Below are 15,450 nucleotides of genomic sequence, written 5' to 3' on the forward strand. Positions count from 1 at the left end.
GGGCCCGGCCCGCCGGCCGGGCCCGCCGCAGGTCACCGGCCCGTTCGCCGCGCGCGGCGGGTCCGCGGGGAGCACAGTGGCCCCCGGAGGGGGTGGGCGACATGGCGCAGTCCACGCAGGTGCAGGGCGAGCAGCCCGCGCTCAAGCGGTCGATCGGCCGGACGGTGCTGCTGCTGTTCGTGGTCGGGGACATCCTCGGGGCGGGCATCTACGCGCTGACCGGCACGGTCGCGGCCGAGGTCGGCGGGGCGATCTGGCTGCCGTTCCTGGTCGCGTTCGTGCTGGCGGCGCTCACCGCGACGGCGTACGCCGAGCTCGTCGCCCGGTACCCGCAGGCGGCCGGCGCGGCGCTGTACGCCAACCGCGCCTTCCGCCGGCCGTTCCTCACGTTCCTCGTGGCGTTCGCCGTCATGATGTCCGGCATCACCAGCGCGTCGGCCGCCGCGCGCGCGTTCGGCGGGGACTACCTCGCCGAGCTGCTGCCGTTCGGCGTGCCGACCGTCGTCGCCGCGTGGGTGTTCCTCGGGCTGATCACGCTGGTCAACGTCCTCGGGGTGTCCGAGTCGGTGCGCGTCAACGTGGTGCTCACGCTGATCGAGGCGACCGGTCTGCTGGTCATCATCGGGATCGGCGTGGTCGCACTCGTGCGGGGCGAGGGCGACCCGGGCCGGGCGCTGGAGCTGAGCACGGAGGGCGCCGCGTGGATGGGCGTGCTCGGCGGCGCGGCGCTGGCGTTCTACGCGCTGCTCGGGTTCGAGGACTCGGTGAACCTCGCGGAGGAGGCGCAGCACCCCCGGCGGGACTTCCCCCGCGCGCTGTTCGGCGGGCTGGCGATCGCCGGCGTCATCTACCTGGCCGTCGCGTTCACGACGTCGATGCTGGTGGAGACGGACGTGCTCGTCGGGTCGACCGGCCCGCTGCTCGAGGTGGTCAAGGTCGCCGGGCTGGTGTTCCCCGCGTGGCTGTTCGCGCTCATCGCGCTGCTCGCGGTCATGAACACGGCGCTGATCAACATGATGATGGCGTCGCGCCTGGTCTACGGGATGGCGCGGGAGCGGATCATCCCCGCGCTGTTCGGGCGGGTGCACGCCCGGCGCCGGACGCCCGTGGTCGCGATCGCGTTCACCGTGGTGCTCGCGCTCACGCTCACCGCCACCGGCGACCTCGGCGACCTGGCCGACACCACCGTGCTGCTCCTGCTGCTGGTGTTCGCCGTGGTCAACGTCGCGGTGCTGGTGCTGCGGCGCCGGCCCGACACCGGCGACGACGTGCCGGAGCGGGTCGAGGGCGACGCCGAGCGCTCGTTCCGGGCGCCGACGTGGGCGCCGGTGCTCGGCGCGGTGGTGTCGCTGGTGCTGGCGTCGCCGCTCACCGGGCGCGAGGGGTCGGTGTACCTGCGGGCCGCGGTGCTGCTGGCGATCGGCGTGGTGCTGTACGTGGTGAACCGGCTGGTGTCGGGGAGGGTGGACACGGGCGACGACGCGCTGGTGGGCTGAGGCCCCGACCGCCCGAGACCTGGGAGCCCCCGTGCCCGACGACGACTTCCTCGACCGCGTCGCCGACACCCTGGCGGCGCTGCCCGCGGTCGAGGCCGTCACCCTCGGCGGCTCCCGCGCCGCCGGCACGCACCGGCCCGACAGCGACTGGGACCTCGCGATCTACTACCGCGGCGCCTTCGACCCGCAGCACCTGCGGGACGTCGGCTGGGAGGGCCACGTGTTCGAGGTCGGCGGCTGGGGCGGCGGGGTGTTCAACGGCGGCGGCTGGCTGACCGTCGAGGGCCGGCGGGTCGACGTGCACTACCGGGACCTCGACGTGGTGGAGCGGGAGGTCGAGCGGGCGGGGCGCGGGGAGTTCGACATCGAGCCGCTGCTGTTCCACCTCGCGGGGTTCCCGACGTACGTCGTCGTCGCCGAGCTCGCGGGGCACCGGGTGCTGCGCGGGTCGCTGCCCCGGCCGGCGTTCCCGGGGGCGCTCCGCCGCTCCGCGCCCGAGGTCTGGGGCGCGCGGGCCGACTGGACGCTCGACGGGGCCGAGCAGCACGCGCGGGCCGGGCGGGTCGCGCAGTGCGCCGGGCAGATCGCCGTCGCGGTGACGCAGCGGGCGCACGCCGTGCTGGCCGGGCGCGGCGAGTGGGTGACCAACGAGAAGCGGCTGCTCGACCGGGCGGGTCTGCGGGCGGCCGACGACCTCGTGCTCGGGCTGGCGGCGGAGCCGGAGGCGCTGCTCGCCGCGGTGGCGGCGGCGCGGGCGCTCGGGCGCGGGTGACCACGGGGTCTCCCGCTCGGCCTGGTCACGGGCGTACCGTCCGGGGATGACGACGCCGAAGGTGCCCAAGGACGTGTACGAGGCCGAGCTGTTCCGCCTGCAGGCCGAGCTCGTGACGCTGCAGGAGTGGGTGCGCGCCACCGGGACCCGGGTGGCCGTGGTCTTCGAGGGCCGGGACGCGGCCGGCAAGGGCGGCACGATCAAGCGGATCTCCGAGTACCTGAGCCCCCGCGTCGCGCGGATCGCCGCGCTGCCGGCGCCCACCGAGCGCGAGCGCTCCGAGTGGTACTTCCAGCGCTACACGGCGCACCTGCCCGCGGGCGGGGAGATCGTGCTGTTCGACCGGTCCTGGTACAACCGCGCCGGCGTCGAGAAGGTGATGGGCTTCTGCACGCCCGAGGAGCACGCCCGGTTCCTGCGCCAGGCGCCGGTGTTCGAGCGGATGCTGATCGACGACGGGGTCCTGCTGCGCAAGTACTGGTTCTCCGTGTCGGACTCCGAGCAGCTCCGGCGGTTCCGGTCCCGGCTGGACGACCCGGTCCGGCGGTGGAAGCTGAGCCCGATGGACCTCGAGTCGATCGCGCGCTGGGAGGACTACTCGCGCGCGAAGGACGAGATGTTCGCGCACACCGACACGCCGGACAGCCCCTGGTTCGTCGTCGAGTCCGACATCAAGCGGAACGCGCGGCTCAACATGATCGCCCACCTGCTGTCGACCATCCCCTACCGCGAGGTGGCGCAGCCGAAGGTCAAGCTCCCCAAGCGTCCGCCGGCCGACGACTACGAGCGCCCGCCGCGCGAGCTGTTCACGTCCGTCCCCGACCACGCCGCACGGCTCGTCGGCGACCGGGAGGCGGATGCGTGATCCCGGCGTCACACGGGCGGGGTACCGTCCCGCCCGATGACCACGCCGACGATCGCCCTCGACGACCCCCGTGCCCCCGACGTGCGCGCGCTGCTGACCCGGCACCTGGAGCTCATGCACGCGCAGAGCGACCCCGAGGACGTGCACGCCCTGGACGTGGACGCGCTCACGGCGCCGCACCTCACGTTCGTGAGCGCGCGCGACGGCTCCGAGGGGACGCTGCTCGGCGTCGGGGCGCTCGCGGAGATCGCGCCCGGGCACGGCGAGATCAAGTCGATGCACACCGCCGAGGCGGCCCGGCGCCGGGGGGTCGCCGGGTCGCTGCTCGCGCACCTGGTGGGCCTCGCGGTCGACCGGGGGTACGCCCGCGTCAGCCTGGAGACGGGCAGCGACGACCACTTCGCCGCGGCCCGCGCCCTCTACGCCCGCGCGGGCTTCGTGGAGTGCCCACCGTTCGCCTCCTACGCGCCGAGCGACGCGTCGACCTTCATGACGCTGGACCTCGCCGCCGGACGCTGAGCGCGTTCGCCGGTTCCGCGCGCGAGGGCGGCGCGTCGCACCGCGTGCCGCGGCGGAACCGGCGATCTCGACCGACGGGCGCTCAGCGCAGGTCGCGCGGCGGGCGGTAGCGGAACTCGCGGTCCGCGTCGGTGATCTCCCGGATCACCCGCGCCGGCACCCCCGCGACCACCACGCCGGGCGGCACGTTCCCGGTCACCACGGCGCCCGCGCCGACGACCGACCCGGCGCCGATCGTCACGCCCGGCAGGATCGTCGCGCCGGCGCCGACCCACACGTCGTCCTCGATCCGCACCGGCGCCGAGAACTGCGACCCGTCCCGGCGCAGCTCCGGGTGCACGGGGTGGCCGGTCGTGATGACCGTGACGTTCGGCGCCAGCATCACGCGGCTGCCGACGTGCACCTCGACGTCGTCCACCAGCGTCAGGCCGACGTTGACGTACACGTCGTCGCCCAGGTGCACGCGGTTGCCGTACATGACCCGCAGCGGCGGCTCGACCCACACCCGCTCGCCCACCGAGCCGAGCAGCTCCCGCAGGATCTTCTCCCGGCCCTCGGCGTCCCGCGGGTGGGAGGCGTTGAGCTCGTGCACCAGCTCCTTGCCGCGGACGCGCTCCTCCTCCAGCGCCGCCAGGCCCGGCCCGTAGTCGGTGTAGAGCTCGTGCTCGGCCATGCGGCGGCGCACCTCGCGCTCGCGGTCGTCCATCGGCACCCCTTCGTCGCCTCACGTCGCCCGGTCTCCGGGCACCCGCACCATCCTGCCGTGCCGCCGCCCGGAACCCCGCTTTCCGAGTGGCGGGGGCCCCGAGCGCCACCTACCGTCGAGTCCGGCCCCCGACGCATCGACCATGGAGGACACCGTGGTGCAGTCATCAGACGAGGTGGCCCCGCGGCCTCAGACCGACGCGGGGATCCCGTCGTCGCGACCCCCGGAGCGCTTCCGGCCGGTCCGGTCCTGGCAGCTCGACTCGGTCACGGACCTCGCCCGCGTCCGCCGGGAGCTGCTGGCCGAGATCACGGCCCCGCACGCGGAGCCGCAGGAGTCGCTCGGCCGCGTGCCGGAGAACATGGTGCTCGTGGCCTCCGAGCTCGCGACGAACGCGCTGCAGCACGGCCTGCCGCCGACGGTGCTGTCGCTGTCGGCCGACGACCTGGACTACCTGCTGGACGTCTGCGACACCGACCTGGAGACCACGCCGGTGCTGGCCGGCGAGCGACCGTCCGGCGCGGGCGGGTTCGGCCTGCTCATCGCGCACCGGCTGTCGCAGGAGGTCGGCTGGTACACGACCGACGAGACCAAGCACGTCTGGGCGACCTTCCCCGCCCAGCGCTGACGCACGCGAGAGCCCCGTCCCGCCGCGGTGGGGCGGGGCTCTCGTCGACCCGTGGCTGTGCACGGTCACAGCCTGGTTCGCCGGAATGGCACAGCCTCGGCCTCACTTCCGGCACAGTCCTGGTCTCTCACCCCTGTGAGCGTTTACAGTCGCCGCACCCCGCGAACGACGACGATCACGGAGAGGGACCCCCGTGCACGCACTCCCCCGAGGCTCCGGACGGCTGGCAGTCGCCACGGCCGCCGCGCTGCTCACCACCGCCACCGCGCTGCCCGCCGCCGCCGCCGACGACGGGCCGGTCGACGCCGGCATCGTCGTGGCGAAGGTCGACGGCGTGGCCGACGACTTCATCACCGGCGTCGACGTGTCGTCGGTGCTGTCCCAGGAGGCCAGCGGCGTCGTGTACCGCGACGCGGCCGGCGACCCCGCGGACCTGTTCGAGGTGCTCGCCGACTCCGGCGTGAACTACGTGCGGGTGCGGGTCTGGAACGACCCGTACGACAGCCAGGGCCGCGGCTACGGCGGCGGCACCGTCGACGTGGCCCGCGCCGTCGAGATCGGCGAGCGGGCGACCGCCCACGGCATGCGCGTGCTGGTCGACTTCCACTACTCCGACTTCTGGGCCGACCCGGCCAAGCAGCACGAGCCGAAGGCCTGGACGGGGCTGCCCGTCGCCGACAAGGCCGCCGCGGTGCGCGACTACACCGCCGCCGCGCTGACCGAGTTCCGCGACGCCGGCGTGGACGTCGGCATGGTCCAGGTCGGCAACGAGACCAACAACGCCGTCGCCGGCGTGACGGGCTGGGACGGGATGGCGCAGCTGTTCTCCGCCGGCAGCGCCGCCGTCCGCGACGTGCTGCCCGACGCGAAGGTCGCGGTGCACTTCACGAACCCCGAGACGGCCGGCCGGTACGCCACCGCCGCGGCCGCGCTCGAGGCCCGCGGCGTCGACTACGACGTGTTCGCGAGCTCGTACTACCCCTACTGGCACGGCACGCTCGACAACCTGACCTCGGTGCTGCGCCAGGTCGCGGACGAGCACGGCAAGCAGGTCATGGTCGCCGAGACGTCCTGGGCGCGGACGCTCGAGGACGGCGACGGCCACGAGAACGTCATCACCGCCGACACCACCACCCACCAGTACCCGATCTCGGTGCAGGGCCAGGCCACGGCGGTGCGCGACGTCGTCGCGGCGGTCGCGGCGGTGGGCGACGCCGGCGTCGGCGTCTTCTACTGGGAGCCGGCGTGGGTGCCGGTCGGCCCGCCGTCCGCCCTCGAGGCGAACCGGGCGCTGTGGGAGCGCGACGGCTCGGGCTGGGCCTCCTCGTACGCCGGGGAGTACGACCCCGTCGACGCCGGGCAGCACTTCGGCGGCTCCGCGTGGGACAACCAGGCGATGTTCGCCGACGACGGCACCGCCCTGGAGTCCCTGCGGGTGTTCTCGTACGTCCGCACGGGGGCCACGGCGCCGCGCGCGGTGTCCTCGGTCGAGCAGGTGCGGGTCACGGTCACGGACGGCGCGCCCGTGACGCTGCCCGCGACGGTGCAGGTCACCTACAACGACGGCTCGGTCGAGGCGCAGCCGGTGACCTGGGACGCCGCGGCGCTGGCCGCGGTCGGCGGCCCCGGGACGTACCCGGTGCCCGGCACCACGGCGGCGGGGGTCGCCGCGACCGCGACCGTCGTGGTCGAGGCCGTGAACCTCGTCCGGAACCCCGGGTTCGAGGACGCCGACACGTCGATGTGGACGCTGACCGGGTCCGGCGCGCAGCTCACCGCGACCGGCGACGCCGCCGCGGGCGCGCGGGCGCTCTCGTTCTGGGCGGACGCCCCCTACGCGTTCGGGCTGTCGCAGCAGGTGACCGGGCTCGAGCCCGGCGCGTACACCCTCACGGCGATCGCGCAGGGCGGCGGGACGACCGCGGGCGACACCCTGCTGCTGGGGGCGACGACCGCCGCGGGTGCGGCCTCGGCGCCGTTCACGCTCAGCGGGTGGAAGGCGTGGTCGACGCCGTCCGTGCCGGTGACCGTCGGGGCGGACGGGGTCGCGACCGTGTCCGTCACCGCGACGCTGTCGGCGGGCGCGTGGGGCACGGTCGACGAGGTGCGGCTGGTGCGCGACGCGGTGCAGCCCGGTGGTCCCGGGACGCCGCCGGTCGACCCGGGGACCCCGGTGGACCCCGGCACCCCGACCGACCCGGGCACGCCCGTCGGCCCCGGCACCCCCGTCGGCCCCGGCACGCCGGCCCCCGCCCCGTCCGTCCCGACCGTCGAGGTCAGCGACCGCACCCTCCGCCCCGGCGAGCCCGTCACGGTGACGGCCCGCGGCCTCGCGGTCGACGAGGTCGAGATCGGCGTCGCGTCGACCTACCGGCCCCTGGCGCGCGCCGCTGTCTCGGACGGCACGGTCACCGCGACGGTCACGCTGCCGACCGACCTGATCCCGGGCGTGCACCACGTCCAGGTCCGGTCGCTCGACGGCGCGGTGCTCGCGCAGGTGCGGGTCGTCGTGCTCGGCGACGACGGCGCGCTGGCGGTCACCGGCGCGTCCCCGGCGGCGCCGACGCTCCTGGCGGCGCTCCTCGTCGCGGCGGGCGCGGCCCTGGTCGCGACCCGCGGCGCGCACGCCGCTCGCGCCCGCCGGGCCCGCGCCTGACACCACCAGACCCACTGATCCGTCCGAGACCCACGCCCTCGCGGGGCGGTCTCGGACGGATCAGTGGGTCTCGCCGAGCGGCGGCGTCGCCTCCTCCCCAGGCAGCGCACAGCGGGCACCGGGGGCGGCCACGGGGACGAGCGCGAGAGTCGGCGCCATGACCGAGAACCCCGACACCACGCGTCCGAACGCCACCGGCCCCGGCGCTGCCGGCGCCGCTGCTCCTGCCCCACCCGCGCCAGAGCGCACCCCGCCCACCAGATCCGCGCCGGCCGCGCCCCAGCCCACCCCGCCCGCCGTGTCCGCCGCCGAGGGCCGCGCCGCCGCGAGCGACGCACCCGCCCTCGGGATGCACGACCCGGCGGGGACCCCGTCGGCCCCGAGGCGCCGGTTCCGCCTCGGTCGCCGCGCCGTCACCGCGCTCGTGCTCGTGGGCGTGCTGCTCGTCGGCGGTGCCGGCGGCTTCGCGATCGGCCGCGCCACGGCGCCGGGCCCGGCGTTCCCCGCCTTCGAACGCGGCGACGGTCCTGGCGGCCGGCTCCCGGGTGGCGGCGGGGACGGCGAGATGCCGCAGCCGCCCTCCGGCCGCTCGGGCAGCGGGTCCGACCCGGGCTCCGGCGACACCGGCACCGACGCCGACCCGGGCAGCGCCGACGCCGGGACGACCGACTCGTCCGCGACGACCTGACGCCGCCGAGGGCCGCGCCCGAGCCGGCCAGGGTGCGCTGGGGCCCGCCGGGCGTCAGTCCGCCGTGACCTCCGCGACCCGGCCGTCCTCGACGTGCCACCGCCGCGTGAGCCGCACGCTGTCGAGCATCCGGCGGTCGTGCGTGACCAGGAGCACCGTGCCGTCGAACGTCTCGAGCGCCTGCTCCAGCTGCTCGATCGCCGGCAGGTCCAGGTGGTTCGTCGGCTCGTCGAGCACGAGCAGGTTGACCCCGCGCGCCTGCAGCAGCGCGAGCGCGGCGCGGGTCCGCTCCCCCGGCGACAGCGAGGACGCCGCCCGGTTCACGTGGTGGCCGCCGAGCCCGAACTTCGCGAGCAGCGTCCGGACGTCGGCGGTCGTCCAGTCCGGCACCTCGCGCGAGAACGCGTCGACCAGGGGCGCGTCGCCCTCGAACGCGGCGCGCGCCTGGTCGACCTCGCCGACCAGCACGCCCGACCCGAGGTCCACCCGCCCGGCGTCCGGCGCGAGCCGCCCGAGCAGGAGCGCGAGCAGCGTCGTCTTCCCGGCGCCGTTCGGGCCGGTGACGGCCACCCGGTCCTGCCAGTCGAGCTGCACGTCGACGGGCCCCAGCGTGAAGCCGCCCCGGCGGACGACGGCGGCCCGCGCGGCGGCGACGACGGCGCCGGACCGGGGCGCGGCGGCGATGCTCATCTGCAGCTGCCACTCCTTGCGCGGCTCCGCGACGACCTCGAGCCGCTCCATCATCCGCTCGGTCTGCCGGGCCTTCGCGGCCTGCTTCTCCGACGCGTCGGCCCGGAACTTCCGGCCGATCTTGTCGTTGTCGGACGCCTTGCGGCGGGCGTTCTTCACGCCCTTGTCCATCCACGCCCGCTGCATCCGGGCGCGCGCCGCGAGCGCGTCGCGGCGGCCGGCGTAGTCCTCGTACGCCTCGCGGGCCTGGCGGCGGGCGGTCGACCGCTCCTCCAGGTACGCGTCGTACGAGCCGCCGTAGACGGCCACCCGCTGCAGGCTGCGGTCGATCTCGACGACCGACGTCACCGTCCGGCTGAGGAACTCGCGGTCGTGGCTGACGACCACCACCGGCGCGGTCGACCGGTCGACGAAGTCCTCCAGCAGCGCCAGCCCCTCCAGGTCGAGGTCGTTGGTCGGCTCGTCGAGCAGGTACAGGTCGTACCGGGACAGCAGCAGCGCGGCGAGGCCGACCCGCGCCGCCTGGCCGCCGGACAGCGCGGTCATCGGCAGCTCGGGGGCCACGTCGAGGCCCAGGTCGGCGAGCACCGAGCCCGTGCGGGCCTCCAGGTCCGCGCCACCGAGGCCCATCCACCGCTCCAGCGCCTCGCCGAACTCGTCGTCCGCGCCGGGCTCGCCGGCGCCGAGCCGCTCGGCCGCAGCGTCCATCGCCGCCTGCGCGGGGCCGACGCCGGTGCGCCGCTCCAGGTGGGCGCGCACCGACTCGTCCGCGCGGCGCTCGATCTCCTGCGCGAGGTGGCCGAGCTGCGCGGTCGGCGGCGACACGGAGACCGCGCCGTCGTCGGGCGCGCGGGTCCCCGCGAGGATCCGCAGCAGCGTCGACTTGCCCGCGCCGTTCGGCCCGACCAGCCCGACGACGTCGCCGGGCGCGACCACCAGGTCGACGCCGGAGAACAGCTCGCGGTCGCCGAACGCGGCCCCCACGCCCTTGGCCTGCACGGTCGCGCTCATGGCTCCATTGTCGGGCCTCGCCGGGGTGCGCTCACGCGCATTCCGTGGCGCCGCCGGCGCCGAGCGGGCATCCGACACGTCGAGTGGGCAGCCAGGGGATGCCCACTCGACGCGTCCGGTGCCCGGTGGACGCCCGGCTCAGCGCTCGACGGGCTCGCCCCCCGGCGCGGGCTCGGCGGCCGCGCGGCCCGCCGGCACGTCCAGGCGCCCGGTGCGGTGCAGCCAGCGCTCGGCGAGCAGCGTGAACATCGGCGGCACCGAGGCCGCGAGCGCCACCAGGGTCGGCCACCAGCCCCAGCGCAGCCGGATGCCGGCGACGACCGTGAGCGCCGCGTACGCGAGGAACACGAGCCCGTGCGCCTGCCCGAACACCTGCACGCCGACCTCGGTGGTCTTCGTGACGTACTTGAGGAACATGCCGACGAGCAGGCCCGCCCACGTCGCGGCCTCGAGGAACGCGGCGATCCGGAACGCCTGGGCGTCCGGGTTGGTGACTCGCTTCATGCGGGGTGTGCTCCTGGGTGCGGCGACGGGACCGCACGACGGTAACCCGGACGGCGCGCGGGGCGGGGTGCCGGGTGGACCCGAGGGTCGCTCAGGCCTCCGGGGCCAGCGGCAGCCGCCGCACGCTCGCGAACCGCCGCTCCGCGCCGTCGACCGGGTCCGCGAACGCCACCTCGGCCGCGAGGAGCTGCAGCGGGGTCGAGAAGTCGTCCACCGCCACGTCGCGCACCACGGGGTACAGCGGGTCGCCGATGATCGGGATGCCGAGGCCGAGCAGGTGCAGCCGGAGCTGGTGCGTCTGCCCGGTGCGCGGGCTCAGCCGGTAGACCCCGAGCCCGTCGGCCGTCGTCGCCTCGAGCTCGACCCGCGTCTCGGCGTTGACCGGCGCGCCCGGCACCACCACGGCCTGCCAGACGCCGCGCTCCTTGCGGATGTGGTCACGCACGTCGACCGGCAGCGCCAGGTCGTCCCGCACGGGCGCGAGCGCGCGGTACGTCTTGCGCACCTCCCGGCGCTCGAACGCCGTCTGGTACGCCGCGCGCCACCGCTGCTCGGTCGCGAGCAGGAGCAGCCCGGAGGTGACCCGGTCGAGGCGGTGCAGCGGCGACAGCTCCGGCAGCCCCAGCTCGGCGCGCAGCCGGACGACCACGCTCTGCAGCACGTGCCGGCCGCGCGGGATCGACGACAGGAACGGCGGCTTGTCGACCACGACGAGCCGCTCGTCCCGGTGCACGACGTGGATCGCGCCGGGCACCGGGGGCTCCTCGCGCAGGTCCCGGTGGAACCAGACGAACCGGTGCGGGCCGTACGGGTCGTCCGCGCGGACCGCGCGCCCGTCCTCGTCGACGAACCGCCCGTCGGCCAGCATCGCCGCCACGTCCACCTGCTCCGGCAGCCGGTCGCGGAGCCAGGCACCCATCGTCGTCCAGGGCACCGGGCGCGTGCGGTCCCGGTCCGGGGTGCGCAGCCACGCGGCGGCCAGGCCGTGGCGCGGCGGCAGCGGGGAGCGAGGGGGCACCGGGCGATGGTACGAGCGCGGCGCCCGCCGGCGATCAGTCCAGGCCGTCGAGGAACGTCAGCACGCGCTCCGTCGCGAGCTCCGCGCACGCGGGGTCGTGGTCCGGGTGGCCGACCTCGGCGAACAGGTGGCCGGCGCACGGGTAGACGAACAGCTCGCCGCCGAAACCGACCAGCTCGTCCTCGGCCTCGGGCTCGCGCCACGGGTCGCCCTCGGCGACGTGCGCCTGCGCCGGCACCGCGTCCGGCCAGGTGGCGCCCCACCAGGACGGGGCGACCGCGCCGTACAGGAAGAACGCCCCGCGGGCTCCGGGCCGGGCCAGGGCCTGCTCGCCCGCGCGAGCCGCGCCGAACGACATCCCGCCGTGGACGACCTCGACCGGCAGGTCCGCGACGGCGTCGGCGGCGCGCCCCGCGAACACGTCCTCGCCGACGGACTCCACGAACGCGACGCCGTCGGCGACGTCGGCGAAGGTGCGCCCCTCGAAGAGGTCGGGCGTGTGCACCGTGTGCCCCTGCTCGCGGAGCACCTCGGCGAAGGCGTGGACGCCGGCGGTCAGCCCGCCGGAGTGGTGGAACAGGACGACGTCGGCCATGCGGGCGAGGCTACGCGCGGGGCGTCACCGGCCGACAGGGGTCGCGGCGTGTCACGGGGCGACGCGCCGGGCGCGCCAGCCCGCGCCGTCCCGCTCGGCCACCACCCGGTCGTGCGGGTCGGTCGACAGGTCGAGCCGGTCGACCCGGTCCACGGCGACCTCCACCCAGGCGAACCGCCCGAACCACGCCGCCTCGTCGTCGTCCTGCGCCGGGGTCCCGCCCGGGTCGACGGGCGTGCCCGGGGCCGCGAGCGTCGCGTAGCCGCGGCGCGAGCGCGTGCCGAGGGCGTCCCAGCGACGCCGGCGCTCGTCGGCGTCCTCCAGGACGGCCGCGCGACCCTCGAGCCGCACCTGAACCTGCGTGTCGTCGTCCCACACCACGAGCGCCACCCGCGGGTCGGCCCGGATCTCGCGGACCTTCGCGGAGCGGGCGTCGGTGGCGATCCCGAGCACGGCGCGGTCGACGTCCCAGGCGCGGAGGATCACCGAGCGGGACCGCGGGGCGCCGTCGGCGGACGCCGTCGCGAGGGACGCGAGCGTGAACGGGGTGCGCCGGGTCGTCGCGGCGGCGAGCGCGTCCCGGACGGAGGCCAGGGCGGCGTCGGGGGTCGTGGCCACGGGGGCTCCTCGGGGTCGGGGTGAGCCCAGCATCGCGCGCGGGGCCGCGCCGGCGCGCGGCGGGCGGGTCGCGGCGGTGCGGCGGCGGTGGCGCGCGGCGGTTGCGCGGGCGCACCGGCGCCGGTGGGATGGGAGGACCCGCAGCCCCCAGCCCGAGAGGCCGTGATGAGCACCGACGCCACCCTGACCGCCGAGGACCTCGAGCTGCTGCGGCGGCCGCTGCACGGGTTCTTCACCGTCGCCGAGGGCGCCACCCCGCCGCAGCCGCGGCCGGTGTGGTTCGAGGTCACGGAGGACGGCACGATCCAGCTGTTCAGCGAGGCCGACGCGCTCAAGGTGAGGCGCCTGCGCCGCGACCCGCGGGCGTCGATCGTGGTCGCCGCGCCGGTGGGCGAGCGTGAGCACTGGGTCGCGATCGCCGGCCGGGTCACGATCGAGGAGGAGGGCGCGCACGAGCTCGCCGAGCGGCTGGCGCACCGGTACTGGGACCTCGACGACCCGGCCCGGCAGGAGGACCTGGCCGGCGTGCTGCGCGACGAGCAGATCCGGATCGTGCTGCATCCCGACGACGTCCGGCGGCTCGTGTACTGAGCCGGGCGCGGGTTCAGCCCGCCCGGACCGCGATGCCCGGGTAGTCGAGGATCAGCCCCGCGTCGTCGTAGGTGAGGACCGCCCGGAACGCGCCGCCCTGCGACGTGTAGTCGAACCGCCCGTCCGGCCGGCGGGAGTAGGTCTGCTCCAGGCGGACGACGGCGAGGTCCTGCGCCTGCACGTAGACGGCCGGCGCGGCGACGACCTCGCCGACCGGGAGGTCCAGCCGGTGCACCGGGAGCGTGTTCGTGCAGGCCGAGGCCTCCAGGTCGACGTCCCCGAGACCGTCCAGGTGCGGCGCCGGTTCTCCGTCGACGGTCCAGGTGCCGCGGCCGTCGGAGCGGACCACCGTCGACCGCGGTCCGTCGACGGTGTCGGACCACACCCGGGCCTCGCGCGTCCGCCACGCGTCGTCCAGCGTGATCTCGTACCGGACGGCGTAGGTCCGGCCGTCCTCCAGCGCGGACGTGTGCCCGCGCAACCGCCCCGGCGTCGGGTGGACGACCTCGAACCCGTCGACCGCGTCGACGAACCGCCAGGCGGCCCACGCCGGGAACGCCGCGAACCGCGCGGGCACCCTCAGCCTCCGACCAGCGCGTCGTACGCCGCGCCGAACCGCGCTGCGCGGTCGGCGTAGTACCCGGCGTGCTCGGCGCGCGGCTCGTACGTCGCGCCGGTCGCGCGCGGCGCCCGCTCGACGTCCGGCGCGAGGACGCCCAGCGCGAGCAGCGCCGTGCCGCGCTGGGTCGCCCGCTTCCGGGTCACGTGCGTGACCGGCCGCCCGAGCACGTCCGCGAGGACCTGCAGCCACTCCGGCTCCTCGCCGCTGACCCGCCCGGACGCCGCGACCTCGACCACGTCCGGCGCGGCGGGGCGCAGCTCGTCGGCCACACGCGCGTAGGTGAGGGCGACCCCCTCGACGATGCCGCGGTACAGCACGTCGGGGGTCGTGGCCGCCGAGACGCCCGTGAGCGCGGCGCGGGCTCCACCGGCCCAGCCCGGCGCCCGCTCCCCCGTGAGGTACGGCAGCACGAGCGGCGTCCCGTCCGCAGGCGCGGCGGCGAGCACGGGGCCGAGGTCGTCGCCCAGGCGCAGCGTGGCCTGCGCCCAGCTCACCGCCCGCCCCACGTCGTTGATCGCCCCGCCGAGCAGCGTCCGGCCCGCCTCGACGCGGTAGTTCCACAGCCCGAACGGCAGCGGGTCGGCCGGACCGTCGACCAGGACCCGGAGCGCGCCGGAGGTCGCCGTCGACGCGGCCATCACCGTCGCGTCCGTGGCACCGGAGCCGACGTTGCTGGCGTAGCCGTCCGTGATCACCGGGAACCAGGCGGCGCGGGCGAGCGCGGGCCACCGCACCGGGGCGGCGGGCGTCGCGGGGTCGGTGGTGTCCCGCGGCGGGGAGAACCGGTCCGGCCCGGTGCCGGCGGCGGCCAGCAGCTCGGCGTCCAGCGCGCCGGTGCGCCGGTCGAGCAGGCCGGTCCAGGCGACCGTCGACGTGCCCGCCAACGGCTCGCCGACCAGCCGCGCGTACACGTACTCGCCGAGCGACCACCACGCGGCGGCGGCCGCGACGACCCCCGGGTCGGCGCCGGCCAGCCAGCGCAGCCGGGGCGCGTGGTAGCTCGTGTGGATCCGGGTGCCGGTGCGCTGCTGGACGGCGCGCTCGTCCAGCTCCTCGCGCAGCTCGGCGACCGCCGCGGCGCTGCGCGCGTCGGCGTAGGTGAGGCACGGCGTCAGCGGGCGACCCCTGGCGTCCACGCCGATCAGCGACGCGGCGAACGTGTCGAGCGCGACCCCCGCGATCCGCGTCCCCAGCCGGCGCTCGGCGGTCACGGCGTCCAGCACCTGCTCGACCTCGGCGGTCACCTGGTCCGGGTCGATGACCGACATCCCGTCGGGCGCGACGGTGAACGCGTGCGGCACCTTGTGCTGCAACCCGTGCACCGGGCGGCCGGCGGCGTCGTGCACGCCGCCGCGGGTCGCGGTGGACCCGATGTCGAGCGCGACCACCAGCGGGTCGAGCGCGACGTCCAGGGAGACGTCGTCCGTGGTCCGGGCCATCGTGGTGCGTCCTCGTCGTCGGCGGCGCGGGT

The 15,450-nt window shown here is 76.3% G+C and carries 16 protein-coding genes; 8 read left to right on the plus strand and 8 right to left on the minus strand.

Translation table 11 applies throughout. The features are described from left to right. Positions 1-101 precede the first annotated feature (101 nt). Genes Cpa01nite_RS00005 through Cpa01nite_RS00020 form a run of 4 tightly spaced genes read left to right on the plus strand, consistent with a single transcriptional unit; the run spans position 102 to position 3,652 of the window. A complete protein-coding gene (locus Cpa01nite_RS00005; protein WP_203666682.1) occupies positions 102-1,496 on the plus strand; it encodes an APC family permease in 1,395 nt (464 codons plus the stop codon). 31 nt (positions 1,497-1,527) lie between these two features. After that, positions 1,528-2,268, plus strand: a complete 741-nt coding sequence (locus Cpa01nite_RS00010; protein ID WP_239068404.1) for a nucleotidyltransferase domain-containing protein — start codon at positions 1,528-1,530, stop codon at positions 2,266-2,268. Between the two features lie 46 nt (positions 2,269-2,314). After that, positions 2,315-3,133 (plus strand): polyphosphate kinase 2, encoded by an 819-nt coding sequence (gene ppk2 / locus Cpa01nite_RS00015; RefSeq protein ID WP_203666683.1) that lies wholly within the window; start codon positions 2,315-2,317, stop codon positions 3,131-3,133. A 36-nt stretch (positions 3,134-3,169) separates the two neighbouring features. After that, positions 3,170-3,652, plus strand: coding sequence for a GNAT family N-acetyltransferase (locus tag Cpa01nite_RS00020; RefSeq protein WP_203666684.1), 483 nt, complete (start codon positions 3,170-3,172; stop codon positions 3,650-3,652). 82 nt (positions 3,653-3,734) lie between these two features. Here Cpa01nite_RS00020 and Cpa01nite_RS18790 read toward each other — a convergent pair whose 3' ends face one another. Continuing rightward, positions 3,735-4,358: a sugar O-acetyltransferase gene (locus tag Cpa01nite_RS18790; protein WP_203666685.1), complete on the minus strand. Its 624-nt coding sequence runs from the start codon at positions 4,356-4,358 to the stop codon at positions 3,735-3,737. A 142-nt stretch (positions 4,359-4,500) separates the two neighbouring features. On the opposite strand from Cpa01nite_RS18790, the gene Cpa01nite_RS00030 reads away from it, so the two are divergent. The 3 genes from Cpa01nite_RS00030 (at position 4,501) to Cpa01nite_RS00040 (ending at position 8,330) form a co-directional block, all read left to right on the plus strand. After that, positions 4,501-4,986, plus strand: coding sequence for an ATP-binding protein (locus tag Cpa01nite_RS00030; RefSeq protein WP_203666686.1), 486 nt, complete (start codon positions 4,501-4,503; stop codon positions 4,984-4,986). Between the two features lie 193 nt (positions 4,987-5,179). After that, positions 5,180-7,642, plus strand: coding sequence for a glycosyl hydrolase 53 family protein (locus Cpa01nite_RS18795; RefSeq protein WP_203666687.1), 2,463 nt, complete (start codon positions 5,180-5,182; stop codon positions 7,640-7,642). A gap of 298 nt (positions 7,643-7,940) precedes the next feature. Continuing rightward, positions 7,941-8,330, plus strand: coding sequence for a hypothetical protein (locus tag Cpa01nite_RS00040; RefSeq protein ID WP_203666688.1), 390 nt, complete (start codon positions 7,941-7,943; stop codon positions 8,328-8,330). Between the two features lie 54 nt (positions 8,331-8,384). Here the strand turns inward: Cpa01nite_RS00040 and Cpa01nite_RS00045 are convergent, their stop codons facing one another. The 5 genes from Cpa01nite_RS00045 to Cpa01nite_RS00065 all read right to left on the minus strand — a co-directional run bounded on the left by Cpa01nite_RS00045 (position 8,385) and on the right by Cpa01nite_RS00065 (position 12,766). Next, on the minus strand, positions 8,385-10,031 hold the full coding sequence (locus tag Cpa01nite_RS00045; RefSeq protein WP_203666689.1) for an ABC-F family ATP-binding cassette domain-containing protein: 1,647 nt from the start codon (positions 10,029-10,031) through the stop codon (positions 8,385-8,387). A gap of 138 nt (positions 10,032-10,169) precedes the next feature. After that, positions 10,170-10,535 carry a DUF3817 domain-containing protein gene (locus tag Cpa01nite_RS00050; RefSeq protein ID WP_203666690.1) on the minus strand — a complete coding sequence of 122 codons (366 nt, stop codon included), beginning with the start codon at positions 10,533-10,535 and terminating at the stop codon, positions 10,170-10,172. Between the two features lie 91 nt (positions 10,536-10,626). Continuing rightward, on the minus strand, positions 10,627-11,553 hold the full coding sequence (locus tag Cpa01nite_RS00055) for a pseudouridine synthase (protein ID WP_203666691.1): 927 nt from the start codon (positions 11,551-11,553) through the stop codon (positions 10,627-10,629). Positions 11,554-11,587: 34 nt separating this feature from the next. Beyond that, on the minus strand, positions 11,588-12,148 hold the full coding sequence (locus Cpa01nite_RS00060) for a dienelactone hydrolase family protein (protein ID WP_203666692.1): 561 nt from the start codon (positions 12,146-12,148) through the stop codon (positions 11,588-11,590). Between the two features lie 51 nt (positions 12,149-12,199). Further along, entirely contained in the window at positions 12,200-12,766 is a 567-nt protein-coding gene (locus tag Cpa01nite_RS00065) for a pyridoxamine 5'-phosphate oxidase family protein (RefSeq protein ID WP_203666693.1), read from the minus strand. 165 nt (positions 12,767-12,931) lie between these two features. On the opposite strand from Cpa01nite_RS00065, the gene Cpa01nite_RS00070 reads away from it, so the two are divergent. Continuing rightward, positions 12,932-13,357 (plus strand): pyridoxamine 5'-phosphate oxidase family protein, encoded by a 426-nt coding sequence (locus tag Cpa01nite_RS00070; RefSeq protein WP_203666694.1) that lies wholly within the window; start codon positions 12,932-12,934, stop codon positions 13,355-13,357. A gap of 13 nt (positions 13,358-13,370) precedes the next feature. Here Cpa01nite_RS00070 and Cpa01nite_RS00075 read toward each other — a convergent pair whose 3' ends face one another. Further along, positions 13,371-13,934 (minus strand): putative glycolipid-binding domain-containing protein, encoded by a 564-nt coding sequence (locus Cpa01nite_RS00075; RefSeq protein ID WP_203666695.1) that lies wholly within the window; start codon positions 13,932-13,934, stop codon positions 13,371-13,373. A gap of 2 nt (positions 13,935-13,936) precedes the next feature. Continuing rightward, positions 13,937-15,418, minus strand: coding sequence for a gluconokinase (locus tag Cpa01nite_RS00080; RefSeq protein ID WP_203666696.1), 1,482 nt, complete (start codon positions 15,416-15,418; stop codon positions 13,937-13,939). Between the last annotated feature and the right edge of the window lie 32 nt (positions 15,419-15,450).

Source organism: Cellulomonas pakistanensis (assembly GCF_016862755.1).
Taxonomy (GTDB): Bacteria; Actinomycetota; Actinomycetes; order Actinomycetales; family Cellulomonadaceae; genus Cellulomonas; species Cellulomonas pakistanensis.

Excerpts from the sequence above, each read along its gene's own strand:
- Cpa01nite_RS00005 (WP_203666682.1), top strand. The coding sequence starts at position 102 with ATGGCGCAGTCCACGCAGGTGCAGGGCGAGCAGCCCGCGCTCAAGCGG.
- Cpa01nite_RS00045 (WP_203666689.1), bottom strand. The coding sequence starts at position 10,031 with ATGAGCGCGACCGTGCAGGCCAAGGGCGTGGGGGCCGCGTTCGGCGAC.
- Cpa01nite_RS00020 (WP_203666684.1), top strand. The coding sequence starts at position 3,170 with ATGACCACGCCGACGATCGCCCTCGACGACCCCCGTGCCCCCGACGTG.
- Cpa01nite_RS00050 (WP_203666690.1), bottom strand. The coding sequence starts at position 10,535 with ATGAAGCGAGTCACCAACCCGGACGCCCAGGCGTTCCGGATCGCCGCG.
- ppk2 (WP_203666683.1), top strand. The coding sequence starts at position 2,315 with ATGACGACGCCGAAGGTGCCCAAGGACGTGTACGAGGCCGAGCTGTTC.
- Cpa01nite_RS00060 (WP_203666692.1), bottom strand. The coding sequence starts at position 12,148 with ATGGCCGACGTCGTCCTGTTCCACCACTCCGGCGGGCTGACCGCCGGC.
- Cpa01nite_RS00080 (WP_203666696.1), bottom strand. The coding sequence starts at position 15,418 with ATGGCCCGGACCACGGACGACGTCTCCCTGGACGTCGCGCTCGACCCG.
- Cpa01nite_RS18790 (WP_203666685.1), bottom strand. The coding sequence starts at position 4,358 with ATGGACGACCGCGAGCGCGAGGTGCGCCGCCGCATGGCCGAGCACGAG.
- Cpa01nite_RS00030 (WP_203666686.1), top strand. The coding sequence starts at position 4,501 with ATGGAGGACACCGTGGTGCAGTCATCAGACGAGGTGGCCCCGCGGCCT.
- Cpa01nite_RS00070 (WP_203666694.1), top strand. The coding sequence starts at position 12,932 with ATGAGCACCGACGCCACCCTGACCGCCGAGGACCTCGAGCTGCTGCGG.